This window comes from Rhodoblastus acidophilus (genome assembly GCF_009720655.1).
Lineage (GTDB): Bacteria > Pseudomonadota > Alphaproteobacteria > Rhizobiales > Beijerinckiaceae > Rhodoblastus > Rhodoblastus acidophilus_A.
The window spans coordinates 109371-131377 of the sequence record NZ_WNKS01000007.1; the positions used below are offsets into that span (position 1 = coordinate 109371).

Annotated in this window: 34 protein-coding genes; 20 read left to right on the top strand and 14 right to left on the bottom strand. The window is 62.6% G+C overall.

All coding sequences use genetic code 11. The annotated features are described in order from the left end of the window. From GJ654_RS10225 to GJ654_RS10245, 5 genes are read left to right on the top strand one after another with little or no spacing between them, the layout of a single operon-like run. Positions 1–945 carry an oxidoreductase gene (locus GJ654_RS10225; RefSeq protein ID WP_210350820.1) on the top strand — a complete coding sequence of 315 codons (945 nt, stop codon included), beginning with the start codon at positions 1–3 and terminating at the stop codon, positions 943–945. After that, positions 942–2900, top strand: a complete 1959-nt coding sequence (locus GJ654_RS10230) for a DEAD/DEAH box helicase (protein ID WP_196305503.1) — start codon at positions 942–944, stop codon at positions 2898–2900. The genes GJ654_RS10225 and GJ654_RS10230 overlap by 4 nt, the downstream gene beginning before the upstream one ends. A gap of 9 nt (positions 2901–2909) precedes the next feature. Continuing rightward, positions 2910–3281, top strand: a complete 372-nt coding sequence (locus GJ654_RS10235) for a hypothetical protein (RefSeq protein ID WP_155446057.1) — start codon at positions 2910–2912, stop codon at positions 3279–3281. A 3-nt stretch (positions 3282–3284) separates the two neighbouring features. Further along, positions 3285–5789 (top strand): DUF3987 domain-containing protein, encoded by a 2505-nt coding sequence (locus GJ654_RS10240; RefSeq protein ID WP_155446058.1) that lies wholly within the window; start codon positions 3285–3287, stop codon positions 5787–5789. 20 nt (positions 5790–5809) lie between these two features. Next, complete coding sequence (locus tag GJ654_RS10245) at positions 5810–6016, top strand: hypothetical protein (protein ID WP_155446059.1); 207 nt, start codon at positions 5810–5812, stop codon at positions 6014–6016. 12 nt (positions 6017–6028) lie between these two features. Here GJ654_RS10245 and GJ654_RS10250 read toward each other — a convergent pair whose 3' ends face one another. From GJ654_RS10250 to GJ654_RS10315, 14 genes are all read right to left on the bottom strand, one after another. After that, positions 6029–6238, bottom strand: coding sequence for a hypothetical protein (locus GJ654_RS10250; protein ID WP_155446060.1), 210 nt, complete (start codon positions 6236–6238; stop codon positions 6029–6031). Beyond that, positions 6238–6702, bottom strand: a complete 465-nt coding sequence (locus GJ654_RS10255) for a hypothetical protein (RefSeq protein ID WP_155446061.1) — start codon at positions 6700–6702, stop codon at positions 6238–6240. Before GJ654_RS10255 ends, GJ654_RS10250 begins: the two co-directional genes overlap by 1 nt. Before the next feature lie 2 nt (positions 6703–6704). Continuing rightward, complete coding sequence (locus GJ654_RS10260; RefSeq protein WP_155446062.1) at positions 6705–7025, bottom strand: MazG nucleotide pyrophosphohydrolase domain-containing protein; 321 nt, start codon at positions 7023–7025, stop codon at positions 6705–6707. Beyond that, complete coding sequence (locus GJ654_RS10265; RefSeq protein WP_155446063.1) at positions 7018–7344, bottom strand: hypothetical protein; 327 nt, start codon at positions 7342–7344, stop codon at positions 7018–7020. Before GJ654_RS10265 ends, GJ654_RS10260 begins: the two co-directional genes overlap by 8 nt. Positions 7345–7425: 81 nt before the next feature. Next, the gene (locus tag GJ654_RS10270) at positions 7426–7866 is read right to left on the bottom strand and encodes a hypothetical protein (RefSeq protein ID WP_155446064.1); all 441 of its coding nucleotides are present in this window, start codon (positions 7864–7866) and stop codon (positions 7426–7428) included. Beyond that, a complete protein-coding gene (locus tag GJ654_RS10275; RefSeq protein WP_155446065.1) occupies positions 7863–8582 on the bottom strand; it encodes a DUF7168 domain-containing protein in 720 nt (239 codons plus the stop codon). Before GJ654_RS10275 ends, GJ654_RS10270 begins: the two co-directional genes overlap by 4 nt. Before the next feature lie 104 nt (positions 8583–8686). Further along, positions 8687–9031 (bottom strand): hypothetical protein, encoded by a 345-nt coding sequence (locus tag GJ654_RS10280; protein WP_155446066.1) that lies wholly within the window; start codon positions 9029–9031, stop codon positions 8687–8689. A gap of 7 nt (positions 9032–9038) precedes the next feature. Next, positions 9039–9440 carry a hypothetical protein gene (locus GJ654_RS10285; protein ID WP_155446067.1) on the bottom strand — a complete coding sequence of 134 codons (402 nt, stop codon included), beginning with the start codon at positions 9438–9440 and terminating at the stop codon, positions 9039–9041. A 2-nt stretch (positions 9441–9442) separates the two neighbouring features. Further along, positions 9443–9814 carry a hypothetical protein gene (locus tag GJ654_RS10290; protein WP_155446068.1) on the bottom strand — a complete coding sequence of 124 codons (372 nt, stop codon included), beginning with the start codon at positions 9812–9814 and terminating at the stop codon, positions 9443–9445. A gap of 3 nt (positions 9815–9817) precedes the next feature. Further along, a complete protein-coding gene (locus GJ654_RS10295) occupies positions 9818–10594 on the bottom strand; it encodes a ParB/RepB/Spo0J family partition protein (RefSeq protein WP_155446069.1) in 777 nt (258 codons plus the stop codon). 12 nt (positions 10595–10606) lie between these two features. Then, positions 10607–11143, bottom strand: coding sequence for a hypothetical protein (locus GJ654_RS10300; RefSeq protein WP_155446070.1), 537 nt, complete (start codon positions 11141–11143; stop codon positions 10607–10609). A gap of 53 nt (positions 11144–11196) precedes the next feature. Then, positions 11197–11448 (bottom strand): hypothetical protein, encoded by a 252-nt coding sequence (locus GJ654_RS10305; RefSeq protein ID WP_155446071.1) that lies wholly within the window; start codon positions 11446–11448, stop codon positions 11197–11199. A 53-nt stretch (positions 11449–11501) separates the two neighbouring features. Next, a complete protein-coding gene (locus GJ654_RS10310; protein WP_155446072.1) occupies positions 11502–11669 on the bottom strand; it encodes a hypothetical protein in 168 nt (55 codons plus the stop codon). 90 nt (positions 11670–11759) lie between these two features. After that, positions 11760–12155 (bottom strand): hypothetical protein, encoded by a 396-nt coding sequence (locus GJ654_RS10315; protein WP_155446073.1) that lies wholly within the window; start codon positions 12153–12155, stop codon positions 11760–11762. Between the two features lie 463 nt (positions 12156–12618). On the opposite strand from GJ654_RS10315, the gene GJ654_RS10320 reads away from it, so the two are divergent. The 15 genes from GJ654_RS10320 to GJ654_RS10390 all read left to right on the top strand — a co-directional run bounded on the left by GJ654_RS10320 (position 12619) and on the right by GJ654_RS10390 (position 21986). Then, on the top strand, positions 12619–13257 hold the full coding sequence (locus GJ654_RS10320; RefSeq protein WP_155446074.1) for a terminase small subunit: 639 nt from the start codon (positions 12619–12621) through the stop codon (positions 13255–13257). A gap of 85 nt (positions 13258–13342) precedes the next feature. Beyond that, complete coding sequence (locus tag GJ654_RS10325) at positions 13343–13795, top strand: hypothetical protein (protein ID WP_155446075.1); 453 nt, start codon at positions 13343–13345, stop codon at positions 13793–13795. 1 nt (position 13796) lies between these two features. Next, positions 13797–14135 (top strand): hypothetical protein, encoded by a 339-nt coding sequence (locus GJ654_RS10330; RefSeq protein ID WP_155446076.1) that lies wholly within the window; start codon positions 13797–13799, stop codon positions 14133–14135. Continuing rightward, entirely contained in the window at positions 14132–14563 is a 432-nt protein-coding gene (locus GJ654_RS10335; RefSeq protein ID WP_155446077.1) for a hypothetical protein, read from the top strand. Before GJ654_RS10330 ends, GJ654_RS10335 begins: the two co-directional genes overlap by 4 nt. A 59-nt stretch (positions 14564–14622) precedes the next feature. Next, positions 14623–15357 (top strand): Gp49 family protein, encoded by a 735-nt coding sequence (locus GJ654_RS10340; RefSeq protein WP_246664685.1) that lies wholly within the window; start codon positions 14623–14625, stop codon positions 15355–15357. After that, positions 15354–15767, top strand: coding sequence for a transglycosylase SLT domain-containing protein (locus GJ654_RS10345; RefSeq protein WP_155446078.1), 414 nt, complete (start codon positions 15354–15356; stop codon positions 15765–15767). The genes GJ654_RS10340 and GJ654_RS10345 overlap by 4 nt, the downstream gene beginning before the upstream one ends. Then, entirely contained in the window at positions 15764–16207 is a 444-nt protein-coding gene (locus GJ654_RS10350; RefSeq protein WP_155446079.1) for a deoxycytidylate deaminase, read from the top strand. The genes GJ654_RS10345 and GJ654_RS10350 overlap by 4 nt, the downstream gene beginning before the upstream one ends. Continuing rightward, positions 16204–16488: a hypothetical protein gene (locus GJ654_RS10355; RefSeq protein WP_155446080.1), complete on the top strand. Its 285-nt coding sequence runs from the start codon at positions 16204–16206 to the stop codon at positions 16486–16488. Before GJ654_RS10350 ends, GJ654_RS10355 begins: the two co-directional genes overlap by 4 nt. Then, complete coding sequence (locus GJ654_RS10360) at positions 16488–18047, top strand: terminase (protein WP_155446081.1); 1560 nt, start codon at positions 16488–16490, stop codon at positions 18045–18047. Before GJ654_RS10355 ends, GJ654_RS10360 begins: the two co-directional genes overlap by 1 nt. Further along, the gene (locus GJ654_RS10365) at positions 18044–18490 is read left to right on the top strand and encodes a hypothetical protein (RefSeq protein ID WP_155446082.1); all 447 of its coding nucleotides are present in this window, start codon (positions 18044–18046) and stop codon (positions 18488–18490) included. Before GJ654_RS10360 ends, GJ654_RS10365 begins: the two co-directional genes overlap by 4 nt. Continuing rightward, on the top strand, positions 18477–20804 hold the full coding sequence (locus GJ654_RS10370) for a hypothetical protein (RefSeq protein WP_155446083.1): 2328 nt from the start codon (positions 18477–18479) through the stop codon (positions 20802–20804). The genes GJ654_RS10365 and GJ654_RS10370 overlap by 14 nt, the downstream gene beginning before the upstream one ends. Positions 20805–20816: 12 nt before the next feature. Further along, positions 20817–21038, top strand: coding sequence for a KTSC domain-containing protein (locus GJ654_RS10375; protein ID WP_155446084.1), 222 nt, complete (start codon positions 20817–20819; stop codon positions 21036–21038). Next, positions 21035–21199, top strand: coding sequence for a hypothetical protein (locus tag GJ654_RS10380; RefSeq protein WP_155446085.1), 165 nt, complete (start codon positions 21035–21037; stop codon positions 21197–21199). The genes GJ654_RS10375 and GJ654_RS10380 overlap by 4 nt, the downstream gene beginning before the upstream one ends. Beyond that, entirely contained in the window at positions 21196–21507 is a 312-nt protein-coding gene (locus GJ654_RS10385) for a hypothetical protein (protein WP_155446086.1), read from the top strand. Before GJ654_RS10380 ends, GJ654_RS10385 begins: the two co-directional genes overlap by 4 nt. Continuing rightward, positions 21504–21986 (top strand): hypothetical protein, encoded by a 483-nt coding sequence (locus tag GJ654_RS10390; protein ID WP_155446087.1) that lies wholly within the window; start codon positions 21504–21506, stop codon positions 21984–21986. Before GJ654_RS10385 ends, GJ654_RS10390 begins: the two co-directional genes overlap by 4 nt. The last annotated feature ends 21 nt before the right edge of the window (positions 21987–22007 follow it).

A 22007-nucleotide genomic window follows, 5' to 3' on the forward strand; every position in this document is an offset into this window, starting at 1 on the left:
ATGCGCCGCGCCGAGCTTGGTTTCCAAATGCCGACGGTCGAAGCGATCCTCAAGACCTATAAACGGGACGAGGAAGAACGGACGTATCTCGGCGCTTCCATCATCGGGAAGGAATGCGAACGCCAGCTTTGGTACGGCTTCCGTTGGGCGTGCCAGCCTGAGGATTTCGACGGGCGGATGCTCCGCCTGTTCGCCACCGGGCACCGCGAGGAAGCCCGCATGATCGAGGACTTGCGCGCGAGCGGCGTGCAAGTGTGGGACCGTGGCGAGGACGGGAAGCAGATCGGCTTTTCCGACCTCGGCGGCCACTTCAAAGGCCACATGGACAGCGTGTTGCTCGGCGTGAAGGAAGCGCCCAAGACCCCGCACGTTGGCGAGTTCAAGACGCACAATCTGGACAGCTTCAAGAAGCTAAAACGCGATGCAGTCGAAGTCGCGAAGTTCGAGCACTTCGCGCAGATGCAAACCTACATGCACGAGGAAGGGCTGACCCGCGCGCTCTATCTCGCGCATTGCAAGGACACGGACGAGCTTTACGCCGAGCGGATCGAGTACGACGGCCTGTGCGCCCTGACGCTGTTGGCGAAGGCCGAGCGCATCATCACCAGCGACCGCGCGCCCGAGCGCGCCCACGAGCACGTCACGAGCCGGGCGGCCTATGCCTGCGATTGGTGTCCCGCCCTGCGCGTCTGCCACCATGGCGGATGGGCGCGGCGCAACTGCCGGACCTGTCTTCATGCCACGCCTGAAATGGATGGCGATGGCCGCTGGTCCTGCGCCTATCACAAGTGCGACCTGACCGCGAAAGACCAGCGCGCCGGTTGCGCCCAACACATTTTCTTGCCGGACCTCGTACCCGGCGAACAGATCGACGCGGACATGGACGCCAACACCGTGACCTATCTCGTTGGCGGCAAGCGGTTCGTGGACGGAGGATGCAAGTGAAGCTTCGGCCCTACCAGCAAGAGAGCATCGACGCGCTTTTCAACTATTGGGGCGCGGACGGCGGCAATGGTCTGTTGGTTCTACCGACCGGCGCTGGCAAGTCGCTCGTGCTCGCGAAAATCTGTCAGGAGCTTTTGCAGAACTGGCCGTCGATGCGGATTGGCATCGTCACCCACGTCAAAGAACTGGTGGAGCAAAACGCGCAGGAGATTTTGCGCCTCTGGCCGTCGGCTCCAATCGGCATCTATTCGGCAGGCGTGGGCCGGCGCGACCTCCGCAGCAAGATCATGTTCATGGGCATCCAGTCGGTTCACCGGAAGGTGCAGCAGCTTGGAAAGTTCGACGTGCTCTTGGTGGACGAGGCGCACCTGATCCCCAAGAACTCCGACACCATGTACGGGCGCTTCATCGCCGATTGCCTTGAGGCTGTGCCAGACATGCGCCTTGTCGGGCTGACCGCGACGCCGTACCGCCTCGATAGCGGACGCCTCGACGGCAAGGGCGGCATGTTCGACGCCATCGTTTACGAGGCCAACGTCCGCGACCTCATCGAGCAGGGCTATCTCTCGAAGCTGATTTCCAAGGCGACGCTGGCGCAGATCGACACGAAGGGCCTGCACAAGCGCGGCGGCGAGTTCATCCAGTCCGAAATGGACGCGCGAGCCCGCATCCCCACGATTATCGAAAGCGCCGTCGGCGAGATTTGCGAGCACGGCGAGCACCGCGAGGGCTGGTTGATCTTCTGCACCGGCGTTGAGCACGCCGCCGACGTTATGGCCGAAGTCCGCAAGCAGGGCATCACTTGCGAGACGGTCACGGGCGAGACGCCGAAGGGCGTTCGCGACCGGATCATCCGCGACTACAAGGCGAAGAAAATTCGCTGTCTGACGAGCGTGGGCGTGCTCACCACTGGCTTCAACGCCCCGCATGTGGACTTGGTTGCTCTCCTGCGTCCGACGCTCTCCACGGGCCTCTATGTGCAAATGGTAGGGCGCGCGTTCCGTCTCGCGTCCGGCAAGCTCGACGCGCTCATTCTCGACTTCGCCGGCAACGTCACACGCCACGGTCCCGTCGATGCAGTCGCGCCGCAGCGCCAGGGCGGAGCCAAGGGCAAGAAGGAAAAGACCGACGAGGAAAAGGAGGACACGGTTCGCGCGAAGGTGTGTCCTGCGTGCCGCGAGTACAATGCGATCGGTGCGAAATCGTGCGTCGTTTGCGGGTACGAGTGGCCGCCGGAAGTCGCGCCGCACAAGCCGGAGGCGGAAGAAACCGCGATCCTCTCGACCGAGGCCGTGAAGCCGCAGATGATAAAGGTTCAGTCGGTCAGGGTGCGCCGGCACAAGAAGCCGGGCTCGCTCGACACGTTCCGGCTCACCTTCGAGACTTGGAACAAGAGCTATTCAAAGTGGCTCTGCTTCGAGCACGGCGGGCGCATGGGCCACGAGGCGCGCATGTGGTGGAAGGGCATGGGCGGCAACACGCCGGCCCCCTCGACCATTGCCGAGGCGCTTGAGCGGTTCGACGCGGAGATTGGCGAGTGCGTCGGTATCAGCGTGCGCAAGAACGGCAAGTATCATGACATTCTGTCCATGGAGTTCGAGCCCGGCCCGTGGATCGGTCATCCGCGCGTCGTGCAGGAGAAGCCCGACCCGTTCGCGGGCGCGGGCGGATGGGAACACAACGCCGACGGGCCGTTCGGCGGCGCGTACAAAAAGCGCCCCGACGACTATTTCTCCTGGGGCAAGAAACCAGCCGATCCCACGGCGGGCATGACCGAGGACCAGAAGAAGGTTATCCCGAAAATCGAGGCGCTTTTCGCGAAGACCATCGAGAACGGCTGCACTCCGCAGGAGCAACACCTTGCGCATGTGAAGGCGAACCAGTTGCTCGGGCAATACAGCCTCGAACGGCTCGGCACCGGACAAATCGTCATCTATGACGAAATCCCCTTTTGAGGCGCGCACATGGCCAGACTTCGCTTTACAGACATGAAACGACCGAGCGACGGCGGCGTGTGCTTCTGTTGCCTCCGCCGTGACGAGGGCGCGGGTTTCCCGGTCCCGAACCGCCACAACCGCATCATTTGGTCATGCAACGACCATATCCCGCTTGGACGAAAGGCCGCCGCAATGCCCCAAGCTGAGTTCGACATTTACGAGAAGCAGGCTCTCGAAGCCGCCGGCAACAAGGCGGGGCAAAGGCTCGATGATAAGTTCGGCAAGACCGACCTCGCCGAGCTTGAAACGTGGGAATACCTGGATTTCTGCCAAACCCTCGTCAAAGCGTTTGGTGACGAACTCGCCTCCCGTCTGCAATCCTACGACCCGCCGTTCTGATCCATGGACAAGCTCTCAACCTTTCGCGACGCGAGCATCGGCTTGCCGGCGCTCCAAGAACTCGCCACTCACGACCAGTGGGTAATGTGGCGCTACAAGCGCATCGAAGTGCCCGGCAAGCCCGTGCATCTGACCAAAATCCCGGTCAACGCCAACAATGGCGCGAACGCCATGACGAACGAGGCGCGCACCTGGGCGTCGTTCAAGAAGTGCTATGACGGCGCGGTGAAGCGTGGCCTCGCAGGCGTCGGCTATGTGCTGAACGAGACGGACGGCTTTTCCGGGCTCGACCTCGACAAGTGCATTTCCGACGATGGCGTGATTGAGGATTGGGCGGCGGAAATCGTCGCCCTCGGCGAAACCTACTGCGAAATCTCGCCGTCCAAGAAGGGCTTGCGGTTCTTCATCCGTGGCAAGGTGGAACACGCGACCAAATGCGACCCGGCGCGCGTGGAGCTTTACGGGAACAAGCGGTTCCTGACCGTGACCGGCTATCACGTCGAAGGCGCTCCCGAGGAAATCAACCCGGCACCGCGCACCATTCAGGCCGTGCTCGCGCGCGTGGAGCAGTTCCGCGGTGAAGCGGAGAAGGTTGTAGGCGAGGCCCGCGAGGCGCGCAAGCTGGAACAGGAGGACGAACCGCCGTACATCGTCTTCACGCGCAGGCAGCGCATGGAGGACGAGGCGAAGCGCAGGCGCGGCGAATACGTCGGCTGGCTCAAGAACGCGCCCAAGCCCGCAGCCGTGGCCGGCGGCAACTATTTCCGCAACGTGAACGACAAGGCGTGCGCCGAACTCGGGCGCTGGGTGCAAGCCCTGTTCCCCCAGGCGAAGCGTTCCGGCACCGGCTGGCGTGTTTCGAGCAAGTCGCTCGGGCGCTCCCTGGAAGAAGACATTTCGATCACGGCAGAAGGCATTGTGGACTTCGGCGTGGCCGACATGGGCGACGCCAACCAAGGCAAGCGCACGCCGATCAACCTCGCGATGGAATGGGGCGGGCATCCCGATCCGACGAGCGCCGCGCGCTGGCTATGCGAGCAACTGTCCGTCACGCCCGAAAGCCTCGGATGGGAAGACAAGTCAGGCAGGCCCGAGCCGCGCCGCGTCCATCAAGCCGAGGACGGGACATGGATCGACACCGAGACTGGCGAAGTCCTGTCCGAAAAGACCGGCGCGAACGGCGCGGACGGCGACAGCACCATGCCCGAGCACTTGGCGCGCGTGCCCGGAGTGCTCAACGATCTTGTCGAATGGGTCATGGCCGGCGCGCAGCATCCCTCGCGCGTGGGCGGGCTCATGTCCGCACTGGCGACCGTGGCGACCTTCTCCGGGCGAGTGTGGGCCGGGCCGACGCGCGCCGCCCTGCACCTCTACACCGCCGGCATTGGCCCCTCTGGATGCGGCAAGGATCGCGTCTTGTCGTCAACCCTAAAGCTCATGATCGCTTTCGACATGGGCCAGTTCGTTTTTGACGAGCCCATGTCGCAAACCGCGCTCATGAACTCGATTTCGGAGACGCCGCTTTGCCTGAGCCAGATAGATGAAATCGGAATGTTCTTCGGGCGCATTCTCAACAAGCGCGCAAGCAGCTTCGAGAAAGGCGTTGAAGCGTCAATGACAAAGGCGTGGAGCAAGTCGTTCGAGCCGCTTATCACGCCACGCTATGCTTCTCGCCCGTCCGTGACCGTGTTCAATCCCGCCTTCAACTGCATGGGCGTTTCCACGCCGGACAAGTTTTGGGGCGCGCTCGGAACCGACGCGATCACGTCCGGCTTCCTCAATCGCTGGATCATGTTCGAGCTTCCCGTCGTCAAGCGCCGCACGCCGACGCTCACCGAGGACGAAATCAATTGCGCGCCGGATCATGTGATGATGTGGCTGGCGAAAATCTACGGCGGCGGCAGGAGCCGGATGAACGGGTGGGACGCCAACGTGCGCGACCCCGGCTTCAACGATCCGCCGTTAGTCGTTCCTTGGGACAGCCGCGAGACGGAAAAGCTTTGGGACGATTACGCCGCCACGATCCAAAGCCGCTTCGCCGGCAGCGAGTTCGAGGCGCTGTCACCGTTGCTGGCGCGCGCCGCCGAGAACGCCCTTCGCGTCGCCACCATCTACGCGCTCGCCGAGAACATCGACGCTCCGCGCGTCACCTATGAGGCCGTGCAATGGGCGACCGGACTCCTGAGCTGGTGTGCTGACCGCACGGCGTCGCAGGCTGTCCGGTTCATGGCCGAGAACGAGAACCAAGAGAACGCGAACCGGATCAAGCGCGCCATGTCCGGCTTCCCCGACATGATCGCGACCCGGAGCCAGTTGCTCTCGAAGCTGAACAACATCATGCGCAAGAACGACTTCGACAACCTCATAACGATGATGATCGACGCCGGACAGGTTGAGGAACTGAGCGACGAAAAGAAAAAGTCCATGTCGTCGCTCAAGAAGACGCGCGGCCCGAAGCCGGCAATCTACCGGCTCGTTCCCGAAAAGCTCAACTTCCAAGCCGCATAATTTACGCTTGGGAAACCAGAATGCGCGATCATGCCGGCGGGGAGGCTGGAATGATTGTTGCTGCATTAAAGAAGCTGGGCTGGTGGGCGCTGTGCGCGCTCATCATCGCATCCGGCATAGGGCTGTTCATGCAGATCGGCATTCCGATTGCGATCATCCTCGCCGCGTGGTTCATCTTCGACAAGGCTGTGCGCTGGTACGTGCGCAATGAAAAAGCCCCGGAGTGACCGGGGCCTTCTTCATTCCAGCGCCAGGGCGAGAGCGGCGAGCCGCCTTCGCGCCTGCGTCCTGACCTTGTTCAGATCGGCGGGGCCGGGCTCGCGCTGGCCGCTCAACCAGTAGCGGACCTTCCGGGCATCAAGGCCAATGTCGCGCGCAAGGTCCGTCTGCCAATGCGAGCCGTACATGAGCTTGCCGAGTTCTGCGATTTGCGCGGCGACAGTGGTCATTACTCGCGGTCCTTCGCTTTGGCTATCTCATCGTTTAGGCTTTTGATCGCGTCTTCGATGAAGATGTGTACCGGAACGCGCGGGCCATGCATGTAGGCCATCCCGCGATTATCGACAATCGCGATGCGGCAATCTTTATTGTTGCCGAGTTCATACCATCCGCTTGGTGTAAGCGCCCGCACGGGCTCATCATCCATAATCTCGATAGCCACGACAGTCTGATGGCTCTCGCTCACTCCGCTATAGTCTCCCTTCATTTCTACTATTAGAAGCGTCGTGTTTGTCCCTATGACATTAAACACGCCGTCGCGGATGCTGCGCTCTGCAATGTAATTAAAATCACTCACATTATGGATGACTTCGTTGGTCATCGTTACGATGAAGTCGCCGTCGTTCCCGCGCTTTTTGGCCGACACGATGAAATCGGCATTTATGTACTCTCCATCGTCGGTATAAATGAACATGCTCAAACCCTCTCTGTGACCGGCTCGTTCTGGAGGAATATCAAAAGCTGGCGGCGCTTGCTCTCGACCCCGTGCGCCACGTCGGCGCGGCGGAGCACGTTTATGTCTTGGAGCCGTTCGAGCGTGGCGAGAACGTCGCCGACCTCGTGACCGATCCGCGCCGCGTTGGTGAACGGCTGGCCCGGCTGGCTCTCGTCAAGGCCGAACCGCAGCGCCTTCGTGACGCGCTGCACGACCTCGGCGCATTCTTCCGCCAGGATCTCCAAAAGCTCGCGCGGCAGGCCGTCGGGCTTCGGGAAGTGTGAAATGTAGCGGTCAGACATTGGCCGCGCCCTGCCGCTTAATGGTCATCGTGTCGTCGTGGATTTTGACACGGAGCCGGTTCGTGCTGGCGACGCTCTCGGGCGTGACCTCGCGACCGAAGATCGGGCCGAGCCAGCGGTTGAAGAAATCGACCGAGCGGAACAGCTTCATGGTCGCGTTGAAGTCGCTCTCCGTCAGCATGTCCGCGCCGCACTTCGGGCAGGGCGTGCCGATCAGGGCTTCCGTGAAGGGTTGGGGCTCGGGCAGGTCGTAGCCGCAGGCATCGCAATGCAATTGGCCTGCCTCGTCTGGGTTATAGTGGAAAAGCACCTTAGCCATCGTAGGGCTCCATGAAGGTTTCCGCGTGAGCGCCCGCGCCCCATAGGACGCAGGCAATGAAGGCGATGAACAGGGCGAGGCTCATGCGAGCGACCCGGCTTTGGCGATAGCCGCGTCGATTTCCTTGAGCGTGTCCGGCGGCAGGCAATAGCCGAAGTCGGAGCGAACCATCCGCAACGCTTCGAGTAGGCCATCGCTGGCCGCTGCGCGCCGCGCCAACGGCGCGACCGGCTCGCCCTGCGCCCATCCAGTGTTGAGGCAGTCCGAGCAACCATAGGGCTCGGGCGCTTGCACTACGCACGTCATGCAGACGCCCGCACGCTCGCAGGCGGCCTTGTAAGCGTTGCGCTCGCGCTGCAAATCGGACGCAGCGTTGGCGAGCGCCTTCAACCGGTCCGCCTCGGCGAGCAGGCCGGCGCGGACAGCGTTCGAGCTTTCCGGCTCCGGCCCCGGATCATCCGCCAGGGCGTCGATTGCGGCACTGATCTTGTTCAGCCGATCAAGGATCGGTTCGCCCATCATGCGCCCCTCCCGATCATCATGGAGCCACTGGCATGGCCGACCGGGCGGGCGAAGCTGGCGCGATCCCCGGCTTCCGTTCCTGCGTCTATGGCCCAATTGAACGCGCCGACATTGGAAGCGCGGCCCTGCTTCAACTTCGAGCCCCGGTCCTTAAGCCAGTCGGCGAAGCCGGCGTTCACCAGCGCCGTGTTCGTCGCCACCAGGGCGTTGCGGGCGGGCGTCGGCGCAGGCGTCAGTTCGCGCAAACGCGCTTCGATCCGATAGACCGCGCCGAGCACAAAGCCGTTGCGCTCGCGCGTCCGCACGCCCCTGATTTTGAGATAAGCCGGATTGTTCTGCTTGAGGCTCGCAAAGTGCGCCTTCAACTCGCGCTTGACGTGGGCGACGAGCGTATCGAGCAGCCATTCAGCCATGACAACATCGCAATCGCGACCGAACAGCGTCACGTCGCCTTTCTCGTTCGTCGTCACCTTGCAGCCGTAAAACTTGCCGACCACGACCGCGAGGTTCTTCACCACTTGGTCGCGCTTCGCCTTCGCGCGCTGGAACATGCTGAACTGCGTCGGCTCGCGCAAATCGCCTTGCGCAATGTCGTGCTCGTCCATCAAAGCTTGCGCCTTGGCAGCGGCGGATAGCGCCTCGGCTTCCGAACAGCCGTTGTCCGTCGTCTTGGCGAGCAGCGCGCGAACGCGCTCGATCATCTTCTTGCGATCCATGGGATTTGCCTTTCTGCGGCTTCATGGGGGGAAAGAAAAACCGCGCCCTATTCTTAGGACGCGGTTTCGGTTTTGACAATCGGAAATCGGAACAAATCCGATGCTCAGGCCGCGCGTTCGCTTCTCTCGACCAAGCCGGCGAAGCCCACATGCGCCTTGTCGAACACGTCGCCGATGCGCTGCAACAGCGCCGGGCGGAGCGAGCCCTCCATGCGGTATTTGGCGTCCATCGACGCCGCCGCGCTGGCCGCGTGGTCAGCCAGTTCCATGAGCGCGCCGATGATCGCGCCGTCGTCGCGGCACGTCTGGATTGGGAGCAAGAGCCGATCCAGCCGCTTGGCGAAGTCGCGGACGACGCCGTTCTCGCGAATGTCCTGCATGAGTTCCGTGACCTCCTGCGTCCCGAGCAGGGCGCGGAGTTCTTCCATGGTGTTGTGAAAGTCGGACATGCCAGCCTCAGTTGCGTGCGAGAGAGATATGCGAAAGCGACGGATCGCCATTGAGCTTGCCGACCGGGAGCAGGCCCCAATCGTCAGCCTGTTGGCTGGCCGTGCCGCGCGACCAGAAATGGCTTTCCGGCTTCAACTCGTAGAGCCGGTCAGCAACCGCCTTCACGGCGTCAAGCGCCTCGCGGTGGGACGGGAACGGGCCGAACGCCAGGGCAGTCTTGCAGCCGTCGCGGAAGCTCACATAGAAGCCCTTGACCTGATGCGCCCCTGCCGGGCGCTCATCGACCACGCGCGCGATACCGCCGGAATAGTCGATCCCGTCGGCGTGGCGCTGCGCCATGTCCCGCGTCACAAATGGCCTGTGGACCTTCTCCCACTTGCCGGAATTGAAAGCTTCGACCACGAACATGACTAGTTCTCCGATTTCATGATTTCAACTGCCCTGAAAAACTCTTTTGGAAAAAACTTCTTGATCGTTTCAAGCAGTTTTCTGTCTATTGATTCCTGAGCATTTTTTCGCTCGCTCTTTGCCATCCTTCCGCGAATGACAGATACTTGTTGCCGAGCTAGTCTTTTAATTTTTAGGGCCGATATTGTTCGCCTTTCCCAATCAGTATCTACCTGATTGCCGAAGCGGGCGTTGTATTTAGCCTGCTTAAGCTGTTCTTCTATGGATGAACAAATAAGCAAAAGCTCATCCATAGCATTATCACATTCAGCGACATTCGTTAGGTCGGAAACAAACTTCCCTGTGCTGTATTCTATGTCAAATTCTTCAAACATGCCTCACTCCATCGTTTCGAGTAGGGCATCCACGCGCTCGGCAATCGAGGCGTGAGAGTGGCGCAGCGCGTTGGCGCAGACATTCAGGACGGAAATCAGTTCGTCGCGGTTGATCGGCTTGCGGCGGGGCTCCACGTCCTTCTTCGTGACCTTGGCCTTGCCCTCGTCCGACGCCTTCGCGACCGCCTCCTTGAGCGCGTCCGCGCCGTGCTCGGGGTTCTCGCGCATCGTCTCGGCGGCCAGCGTCGCCGAGACCTTGCCTTCCTTGACCATCTGATGAACCTCGGCGGGCGCGGCCTGGAACTCGACCAGCTTCGAGACATAGGACGGGCTCTTGCCGATCCTGCGCGCGATTTCGGCGAGCGTCAGGCCGAAGCCGAGCGCCCGCTTGATGTTGTAGCCTTCTTCGAGGGGCGTGAGGCGCTTGCCGCTGTTGCTGATGTTCTGGCGGAGGATGCGGTCAACGTCGTTGACGCCTTTGCCCTCGGGCACGCACGGCACCGTGGCGATTTCCACGCCCTCGGCGATCAACTCCATAACCGCCGTGTGGCGGCAATGGCCGTCCGACACATAGACGATTTCGCCCTCGGAAAAGATTTCCAAAGGGCTGTTCTGATAGAAGCCGTTCTCGCGGATCGACGCCTTGAGGAAGTCGATATGGTCGCGCGCCTCGACCGTCGTCAGGTCGCGGGCGTTCAGGCCGTCCTTATGCGCGATCTTGCGCGGATCGAAGTTGAGAAGGGCCGAGCGACTTTCGGCCAGTTCTTTCAGGTTTGCCATGGTGGGTTGCTCCTAATGCGAGGCGGCGAGAAACGCTTTGGCCTGTTCGAGCGCCGCCGTGGCTTCGATCAGGATTTCATGCGGGCTGTTCGGATCGCGCGGGCTCGTGAAGTCGCGCGCCCAATCCGTCAGCTTCTTGAGCGCGTCGTAGAGAGCCGGGCCGGCTTTCTGTTTTGCGCTCAGCCGGCGCAAGTCAGTCTCGGCGCGGGCGACCCGTTCGCGGGCGGCGATTTCCGCCTCGTGCGCCTTGTTGAACAGGTTGTTGATGCAGGCCGCGCCGAACATGGCCTCCCACATGGACTTGCCGAACGCCGTATGGACGCCGAGCCGGCGAGTGGGGAACCAGTTCTCATCCTCGCGCCCGACGGCGTGCAGCGGGTTCTTGTAGAGGAACGGCACCGGCTCGACGCCTGCCGCGACCGGGTTGCATTTGTCATCGAGCCAGACGTGATAGCGCGCTCCGTCGTGCTCGCAGGACAGCGAGTATTCGCAACCGCTGGCGCCATAGATCGAGACGGCGACGTTATCGACATAGGGAAGCTTGGACATGGGGGAACCTTTCGATGAGGGGAAGGGCGAGCCGTGAGGCCCGCCCAGGCGCGTCACTTGTTGGGCTCGGGCTCCAAGCCCTCAACGTCGCCGATCAGGTCTTGCAGGGTGCTCTGAACCGCCTCATAGCCCTCGCGCCATTCCACATAGGCCGCGCCCGCGTCGCTGTTGGACCACTTCTCGGAACGCTCGCCTTCGTAGTCGTTCATGGCGTCGGCGAGGCCGGAAATGAACTCGTCAGCCGCGCGAAGCGCCTCAAGGTGCTTCGCCAATTCTTCCTGTTGGGCTTTGGTCAGCTTTTTCATGGGAGTTGCCTTTCGTTCGGGGGAAGGAGCGGCCCGGAGGCCGCCCCGGAGGATCAGGCCGCGCGCGAGACGCGGACCAGCTTGTTGGCCTCGGCGAGCAGCGCCGCATCCTCGGGGGAAAGGATGCAGGCGGCGAAGGGGTGCTTGGCGTCATAGTTCGCGAGGCGGCGCGCATCGTCGTAGGACCGAGACACGCGGTACTTGTTGAGAAGCTTGGTCATTTCGGATTGCCTTTCCATGGCCGGGGGAAGCCACGCCCTATCTTTAGGACACAATCCGATTGTGGTCAAGGAAATCCGATGGAAAACCGATCACTCAACCCGAGTGCTGGTTTCCACCCAGGCGAACCGCTCACCCTCCCGACGGAACAGGCCAGCACGCTCAAGGCGACCAAGGCATTGCTCGACCATCTCGCCGTCGAACTGCGGAGGGACCAGCACCGCCGGCAGGAAGACGGCAACCCAAGCGGCGTCCGTGTGAATGATCGCGGCAGCGCGGAGAGCTTGGAGAACCGTGATTTCCTGAGCCCCCAGGCGCAAGAGAGCCCGCTTCCGATCCGTGTTGCGTGCGTCGCCGTCCGTGGTTTCGAGCCCGATCACAATCAGCTTGCGAAGCGCATCCGCCTCGATAGGCACGCTCGCACGCTCCATCCAGCCCTGCACCCGCTCGACCAGCGCCGGGGGGAGCGTGAGGGAGCGGGCAGTCATCTTCTCGCCGAACTTTAGAGGCCGTCCCGACCGGGCGGCTTTCGGTTTTAGCATCGCGTGTTCGCCTTTCGTCCTATGGATAATTGCCGATCATAATTCGGATTGCCCATTAAGAGTTTCACGGAAATGGGCCGATTTCAAGCTCGGATTTGTAAACCTTTAATGGCGACTTCGGTAATTAGTATTGGCATAAAACGTATCAAATTCAGTCACTTAAGGCGTTCCCTTATAGATAAAAACAATAATTAAATTCTGCCCGCGAGACGCTATTACATATACTGATAACCCCACTTTCGGGAAAACATATGCCTACGGAGTATCGAATATTAATTATTGTTTCTCGACCTTCGGAGCCCTGCCCTATTCTTAGGGCGTTTATCGGAAAACGCTCGGAAACCTTGACCGGATTAAATCCGAAGGCTAATCATTCGAGAGGATTTGAACTTTTCCCTGAAATCGAGCCATGGCCGAGCCGAAACCCGAACGCCAGTTGAACAGCCGCCAAGCTGCATTCGTCCGCGAGTATCTCGTTGATCGCAATGCAACTCAGGCGGCTTTGCGCGCAGGCTACAGCGCCGCAACAGCCGGGCAGCTGGCTTCCGCCCTGTTGAAAAACCTTAAGGTTCAGGACGCGATAGAGCGCGAGGAAAGCGCACTCGCAGCGGCGACGAAGATCAACCGCGAGAAAATGGTTCGCGACCTCGTTGCGCTCCGCAATGTCGATCTACGTCGCATCGCGCGCTTCAAGACGTTTCCGTGCGGCGATTGCCACGACGGGCTCGACAACAAGCCCGAGCATCCCGATTGCGAGTGCAAGTCGTGCCGAGGGCTCGGCTACACGCAGATCGTCGTCGCCGACTTCGACACGCTCACCCAGGACGAGGCCGACATGGTGAAGTCGGTCAAGATGGGCAAGAACGGCCCGGAAGTCACATTCCACGACAAGCGCGCGATTGATGATCGCATCGCCAAGCTCTGCGGCTTCGAGCCCAAGCAGGCCGGCGACGCCGCCAACCCGATCCACATTCTGTTGCAGGCGATCCAAGGCACCGCCCTTCCGCTTGCGCCCGCACGCCTGCCGCCTCCGGGCGAGAATGAGTGAGCGCATGGCGAACCCCCAACCGACCCACGACGCGCGAGCTTGGCATGTGCCCTGCGCCGCGCGTCGCCGCATTTGAGAGGCCGACATGCACTCCCTCGTCACCTTCCTGATTTTCCTCGCAGCTATCGCCGTCCCGTTGATCGTCGTCGGGATCGGATCGCACATCGCGGCCATTCACGCGCCCAAAATGCCGGGCTGGCCTCGCGTCAAAGCGATTGGCTTCGGGACTGCCTGGTTTGCGATTTTCTGCGTCCCGCACGCCGTCGTCGTCGCCTATGCCAGCGTCGCCCACATGGCCGCCGTCGCCCTCGCGCCAATCATGGGCCTCGTCCATGGCGCGCGCATCCTCACGACCGAACTCGTGGTCGAAGCCTGGACGCACATTTGCGTCGTCAAAGCCCTCATCATGAATGACATCGACCGGCTCGTGACGCTGCGCGACAGCGCCGAGGCGAAACTGAAATCCGTCAAGGCTCGCGCCCAGGCCGAACTGGACGAGCTTGAAGACGCCATCGAGCGCAAAGTCACGAGGCGCTGAAATGGTCGCGTGCGACTACGACCGCCTCACCGCGAAAGTCGGCGACGCCCAGGTCGCCGACGCCAGATGCAGCCGCAAGGTGCTGTGCCTCGGCGGGCCGGACAACGGCCAGCGCATCCCGATCCGCGACGCGGCCAACCGGCGCTATCGCTGGCGCTACGTGTTCGGTCGCGAATGGATGATCCACGACAGCATCGACCGCTCTTGGATCGGCGAGGCCATCGCGATCAGCGAATGGCTCGACAAGAACGAGCGCCATTGGCGCGCAGGCGTCGCCCGCTCTGACCTCGGCGACCTTCTCGACCTCAACCGCCTTCAACACCAAGGAGCATCCGCATGATTAAGCCCACCGTTGGCCGCGTCGTTTGGTACACGCCGCCCCACGCGCCGGCAGGCGAGCCGGCCAACGATCCGCAGACGCACGCTGCGCTCATCGCCTACGTCTGGCACGACCGCATGGTGAACCTCGCCGTGTTCAGCCCGAACGGCGAGAACTACGGCGTGACCAGCGTGACGCTCGTTCAGGAAGGCGACATGGCCCCCGAGGCTGGCCGCTACGCCGAGTGGATGACCTACCAAGTCGGGCAGGCCAAGAAGCACTCCGCCGAAGACGCTGTGAATGAAGCCACGCGCGACGCTCTCACCGGCGGCGTCGGCTTCCTCTTGGTGGATCGCGAAGGCAAGGCGCACCGCGTCCCGCGCAGCGACGTGCTCGACCTCGTGAAGGGCCACACCCTCTACGACGTGATCGAAGGCGCGACCGCCTGACAATTCCCAACGGCGGGCCAGCAGCGCCCGCCACATTCCCCCGAGTGAAAGGCACGACGATGCAAGAGCAATTCCTGACCAGAACGCAGGCCGGCAAATATCTCCATGACAAATGGGGTTTCGGCGGCGCGTCCGTTCTCGCGGAAGCCCACCAAGCCGGCACCGGGCCGGTCTTCGTGAAGCCGGGCGCGAAGGTCTTCTACACGAAGGCATCAATCGACGCTTGGGCGCAAGCCATCATGCTCGACCCCTTCAAGAAGGCCGGGATCAACATCGAGCCCGAGCCCAAGGCCAAGGAGCCAGCACAGATGGAACAGCCGACCAAATACGACGAGGCCGCCTGCGAGGCGGAAATCATCGCCAAGGGCAAGACCTCCCCGCGCGTCACGCCCGATCAGATCGACGCGATCATCGTCACCGCCGATTACTTTCAACTGCGCACGCTGACCATCTGCGTGATCACGCTCTGGAACGGCTTCACAGTGACCGGCGAAAGCGCGTGCGCCTCGCCCGATAACTATGACGCGGAAATCGGCAAGAAGCTGGCGTTCGCCCAGGCGCGCGAAAAGATTTGGGCGCTCGAAGGCTATCGCCTGAAAAGCCTTCTCGCCCACGAGGATGAAAGCACCGCCGACCCGAACAAGGCCGTCAAGTCAGACGGCGCTTGGGTTTCAATCGGCATCGCCCGCTTGCTCGAACGGGCAAAGAAGGCCGGAGTGGCCGAGCCGAAGCGCCAAGACCTTTTCCATGCGGCGCAAGCCCTCTGCGTGGCTATCGCGAAGGTGGGCGAATGAAGCGCCTGTTCGCTCTCGCTCTCATCATGGCGACGCCGGCTCATGCCGGCGGCTCGCTCTCGTCCGTTGTCGATCAGGCCGCCGCTCGGCATGGCGTCCCGCGCCATCTGGCCCGCGCTGTCATTATGACCGAGAGCGGCTTCAACCCGCACGCCCGGAACTCGCACGCCATCGGCTTGGGCCAGATCAAGTGCCAGACGGCGCGCGGGCTCGGCTATCGCGGCGCGTGCAACGGCTTGCTGCATCCCGTCGTCAACGCCGACTTGTCCATGCGCTATCTGCGTCAGGCAATCTCGCGCGGCGGAGCCGGTTGCGCCGGGCTCGCCCTCTACAATCGCGGCGTCTTCGCCAAGCCTCGTTGCACCGCCTACGGGCGCAAGGTGCTCCGCATCGCGAGGGCCGGCGAATGACCGTCACCGAGAAATGGGACCGTCGCTTTCTCGACATGGCCGAGCTTGTCGCCTCGTGGTCGAAAGACCCGAGCACGAAGGTTGGCGCTGTCATCGTCCGACCGGACAAGACCGTGTGCAGCGTCGGCTTCAACGGCTTCCCGCGTGGCGTTCCAGACGCCGAGGAATGGCTGTTGGATCGGGCGACGAAGTACGCCTACACCGTCCATGCGGAAATGAACGCCATCCTCACGGCCAACGAGCCCGTGCGCGGCGCGACGATCTACACGACCTTCCATCCCTGCGCCTGCTGCGCCGCCTCCATCGTGCAGGCCGGCATTGTCCGCGTCGTCGTGCTGGCTGACGCGACGCCCGAGCGTTGGGCCGACAGCTTCGCCGCCGCCGGCTCCGTGCTGGCTCTGGCTGGCGTGTCCGTCGATTTGATCGAGAGGCGCGCATGACCAAGCGCGTCGTCTCCTGCATGGGTGGGCCGCTCGACGGAAGGTGCGTCGCATTCCAAGGCAAGCTCTATCGCCACTTCGAGTACCCGAAGAAATCGACCTTCGACGCGATGAAGGAACTGGCGAGCGGTCAAGTCGCAATGACGATGGAGCCGAGCAGCTTCCACGACTATCGCGTCCTCACCCTTCGCCTGCCCGGCGGGCGTCCGTTTGATCGGTACGTCCATGTCAGCCTGGACGACGACGAGGCGCTTGAGCGCGCCGAGGCGGAGGAAGCCTAATGGCTGTCTCGCTGGATTTCGTGCCGAAGGACGACGCGGAGCTTATGCAAGCTCTGCGCGATCCGCTTTGGCGCGTGTGCAGCGGGCAGCTTTATTGGATCATGACGAAGGCGACGAACGGCGAGGCCGCAGCCGTCCCCTTCAAGCCGAACCGCCACCAGCGCAAGATGATGCGCTGCATGTGGCACCGGAACATCATTCTCAAAGCCCGGCAGCTTGGCTTCACGACGCTAATTGCAATCCTCTGGCTCGACCACGCCCTGTTCAACGCCGACCAGCGTTGCGGCATCGTCGCCCAGGATCGCGAGAGCGCCGAAGTCATCTTCCGCGACAAGGTGCGCTTCGCCTACTCGCGCCTGCCGGAAGTGCTGCGCGTCGCCATGCCGCTGGCGCGCGAGAGCGCGAGCGAGCTTCTGTTCGCCCACAACAACAGTTCAATCCGCGTCGCGACCTCGCTCCGTTCCGGCACCATTCACCGGCTGCATGTGAGTGAGTTCGGCAAGATTTGCGCGAAGTTCCCCGACAAGGCCGCCGAAGTCGTGACCGGCTCGTTGCAGGCCGTTCCCATCGACGGCGTGGCCGTGATCGAGAGCACCGCCGAAGGCCAGGAGGGCGAGTTCTTCGCCATGGTCCAGAAGGCCAGGGCGATTGGCGAGCAAGACCGCGACCTGAACCCGCGCGACTATCGGTTCCACTTCTTCGCGTGGCACGACGCCCCCGAGTACGCCATCGACTTCGAGGGCGTCGTCATCACCAAGAAGGACCACGAGTATTTTCGCCAGATCGAGGCGGAGCTTGGGAAGAAGATCAGCCTGTTCCAGCGCGCTTGGTACGTCGCCACGCGCGACGCCGACTTTGCCGGCGACGAACAGAAGATGTGGCAGGAATACCCGAGCACGCCGGACGAGGCGTTCAAGATCAGCACGCAGGGCACCTATTACGCCGTCCAGTTGGCGACCGCCCGCAAGCAAGGCCGCATCGGCAAAGTGCCGTACACGCCGGGCGTTCCGGTCAACACGTTTTGGGACATCGGAGCCAGCGACGGCACGGCCATTTGGCTGCATCAGCGCGTCGGGCTCGAAGACCGCTTCATTGGCTTCATCGAAGGATGGGGCGAGCCCTACGGCTATTTCGTCAGCGAGCTTCAAAAACTCGGCTACGTGTGGGGCACGCACTATCTGCCGCACGACGCCGAGCACAAGCGCCAGCAAGGTCTTGTCGTCGCCGCCCCCATCGACATGCTGCGCGGACTGACGCCCGGCTGGCAGTACGAGATTGTTCCGCGCGTCGATGAAATCCTGCACGGCATTCAGCTAACCCGCGACGCCTTCGCCTCGTGCTGGTTCGATGAAACCGCGTGCGCCGCCGGCATCGCTCACCTGTCCCTCTACCGCAAGGAATGGAACACGCGGCTCGCCGCCTGGAAGCCGACGCCGCGCCACGACGAACATTCCGAAGGCGCGGACGCCTTCCGCCAATTCGCCCAGGGCTATCGACCGCCGGCCATGTCGGCAGGCACGCGCCCGAAGCGCCGGACCAAAGGAGCTATGGCAGCATGACCGAAGAAGCCGACCTCGCGAGCCACGCGCTCGACCTCACGCAATATCACGCCCGCTATCGCGTCGGCGACGTGACCGTGTTCCTGACGTGGTTCGGGAAGCAGAGCCGCCCGGCCATGGTGCTGACGCCGACCATGAAGCTCGGCGACGCCCGCATGGTCCCGTGCGTCGTCCCGCTCACTTCGATTTGGGCTTGGGACGAGCGGACGGGCGACGGCGCGCATTGCGCACGGACCTCCAAGCAGTTCGCCGCCTTGCTCGGGCTCTCGCCGTCCGTGCAGTCCATCGTGAAGGTGACGAGCATCATCCGCGACTTCATCGGCGACTTGATCCGTATGCCGCCCAAGCCGGCGGAAAAGATCGTCGTCGCAGACGCCTTCGTGACGAACCGCAACACCGGCAAGACCACCGAACGGGAGATTGTCGCCAATGCCGCTTCCTGACGACAACATCGACGCCTCGCCGTTCGATATGCGCAACGCGACTGTCATCAAGGACAGCGCGATTGACCGCCTCCCGACGGCCCAGGAAGCCGTGCGGCAGAAGCCGAACAAGCTGGACGATCAGGACAGCATCAACCTGTTCCAGCTTCTCATGGCCTTCTATATCCGCGAAATCCGCCGCCAGGAGGACAACCGCGCGGAGCAGGAGAAGGACGAGGAGTTCTACGACAACGAGCAATGGGACGAGCTTGACGCGCGCACGCTCAAGGAGCGCGGTCAGCAGCCCATCGTTTACAACGTCATCGCGCCTACGCTGAACTGGATCATCGGCACCGAGAAGCGCAGCCGCACGGACTTCAAAATTCTGCCCAGGCGGAAGGATGCAGGCAAGGCGGCGGAGCGCAAGACGCAGCTTTTGAAATACCTCTCGGACGTGAACCGCACGCCGTTCAACAAGTCGCTCGCGTTCGAGGACGCCGTGAAGGTTGGCGTCGGCTGGCTCGAAGTCGGGTTGCAGGACGAGAGCGACGGCGAGCCGGTCTATGAGCGGTATGAAAGCTGGCGCAACATGCTTTGGGACAGCGCCGCCACCGAGCGCGACCTGTCCGACGCCCGCTACATCATGCGTTCCAAGTGGGTGGACCTCGACATTTCCAAGGCGATGTTCCCCAAGCGCAAGGGCTTGCTCGACCGCGCCGCCGTGGAAGGCGACCGCTTCATCATCGACGCGGCCCACGGCGACAGCGCCATGGACAGCATGGAAGTGGAGAACGGCGTCTATCGCAGCGACCGCCAGGACTTCGCCTATAAGCGCCAGCGCGTGCGCCTGATTGAGTGCTGGTATCGCGCGCCGGCCAACGTCCAGAAGCTCCGGGGCGGAGACTTCGGCGGCCAGATTTACGACCGCGACCACGCCGCCCATTCCGAGGCCGTGGCGAACGGGCACAGCGTCGTCGTCAACACCGTCATGATGCGGATGCACGTCGCCATCTTCACCGTGAACGGCCTCCTGTTCGCCTCGCAGAGCCCGTACCGCCACAACGATTTCCCGTTCACCCCGATTTGGGCGAACAAGCGCGGCAAGAACGGCCTGCCCTATGGCGTCATCCGGGGCTTGCGCAACGTGCAGGAGGACGTGAACAAGCGCGCGTCGAAGGCCCTGCATATCCTGAACACGTCCAAGACCATCATGGACGAGGGCGCGGTTCCCGACGTGGACGAGTTCGCCGAGGAAGTGAGCCGGCCCGACGCCATCATCGTCAAGCGCAAGGGACATGAACTGACCATTGAGGCCGACCGCGAGCTTGCGCCGGCCCATCTGGAACTCATGTCCAAGTCCATTGAGATGATCCAGTCGGCGAGCGGCGTGACCGACGAGAACATGGGTCGCAAGACCAACGCCACGTCAGGCATTGCGATCCAAGCGCGCCAAAATCAGGGCTCCCTCGCCACGGCTGGCCTGTTCGACAACCTCCGGCTCGCCAACCAAATCCACGGCGAAAAGATGCTCTCCATGATCGAGCAGTTCTTCACCGATCAGAAGTCGTTCCGCATCACGAACATGCGCGGCACGCCCGACTATGTGACCGTGAACGACGGCCTGCCCGAGAACGACATCATCCGCACCAAGGCCGACTTCGTGATTTCCGAGGACGATTGGCGCATGTCGATCCGGCAGGCGCAGACGGCGGAATTGCTCGACCTCTTGAAGCAGCTTGCGCCGGTCGCGCCGCAAATCGCGCTCGTCACGCTCGACCTTCTCGTGGAAGCCATGGACATTCCGAACCGCGAGGAAATCGTCAACCGCATCCGACAGCAGACGGGTATGCGCGACCCCGATCAGACCGAGCCGACGAAAGAGGACGTGGCGAAGGCGAAGATGCAGGCCGAGCAGCAGGCCATGCAGAAGGCCATGGTTCAGGCGGAGCTTGCCGAGAAGCAGGCCGGCGCGGCTCTCAAGGCCGCCCAGGCGCAGAAGGCCGGCGCGGACATTCAGAAAATCCTCGCCGCCATCGCGGGGCAGAATGTCCAGTCGCAAATTCAGGCTCTCGAAGCGGCGATTGTCGCCATTTCGCAGCCGCACACGGTTCCGATTGCCGACGGCATCTTGCACGAGGCGGGCTTCAAAGGCCGCACCGAGCAGGAGGAAGAAGCGATGATGGAACAGGCCAAGGCGGCGCAGCAGGCGCAACAGGCGCAAGCCGCCCAGGCAGAACAGCAGGCCGCGCAGCAGCAGCAAGCGCAGGCCGACCCCAACAACCCGGCCCCGGCATCGCCGGATCAGGCCGCCGTTCAACCCCCGCAAGGTCAATAGGAGCACACGACCATGCACATGAAGCCCGTCAAATCGAGCATGATTTCTCAAGTCGGCTACGACGCCGCCAAGAAGGTCTTGCACGTCCATTTCCCGAGCGGCGCGCAGTACGAGTATCACGAGGTTGAGCCGGAGACGCACCTTGCGCTGATTTCAGCGAAGTCCATCGGCCAGCACTTCATCAAGCATGTGCGCGGCGTGTTCAAACATCGCCAGATCGAGGCCACCAAATGAGCGAGGACGCCATCAAGATCATGCGCGGAAAGCACGGCGGGTTTGTCGTGCTGACCTCGCCCGGCAACATTGGCGTGCAAGGCGAAATCATGTTCGCGGGCGACCTCGAAGCCGTGCTCGCCTTCATCGGCAAACACTTCAAGGCGGAGGACGCCAAGTGACGCGCGAGGCATTGGCGCAACGCCGCGAGGCCGAAACCTTCGACCTCCAATTTGACACGCTGACCGCGCCGTTCGCGGTGACGGTTGGCCGCTACGAGGACGGGCGCGTGGGCGAAATCTTCGTCAACTCGCACAAGCGCGACCAAATGTTTGACCATCTGGCGCGCGATACCGCGATCCTCATGTCGTTCGCCTTGCAGCACGGCGCGACCATGGAAAGCCTGCGCGCTGCGCTCACGCGCGACGCCAACGGCAACCCGCTCGGACTGGCCGGCGCGGTTCTCGACGCAATCGGAGAAGCAGCATGAGCGGGGACAAGGACGACGTTTCGCACGCGATCAGGGCCGGCGAGGCTGGCTTCGCGAAGAAGCTCGATGAACAGTTCGGTCACGCCACCGGACGCGGCAAGCCCGGCGAGCACGGCAAGCCGTGGACGTTCGACACGGACGGCGCGGTGCTTCCGGCTGTCGAGGGCTACGAGCCGTTGCGCCGCGCGCTCCAAGCCGCCTTCGAGCAATCCGCCTATGGCAAGGGCAACGAGCGTCACGCCAACGGCAAGCCGTTCGATGAACAGCCGATCATGGAGATTGTCCGACTGTTCGGCCAAGCCGGCATCGTCGGGCACGCCTACCAGATCATCAAGAAGGCGCAGGAGGCCGGCAACATGGCCTTGCGCGGCAAGACGGACGCGGCCCGCGCCGAGTTCTTGGGCGTGATCGTCTATGCCGCAGCGGCTTGGAACTATCTCGGCTCGGACGCCTTTTGCGTGCCCGAAGCCTCGGAATAAATCCGATTTCACCCGATTTCA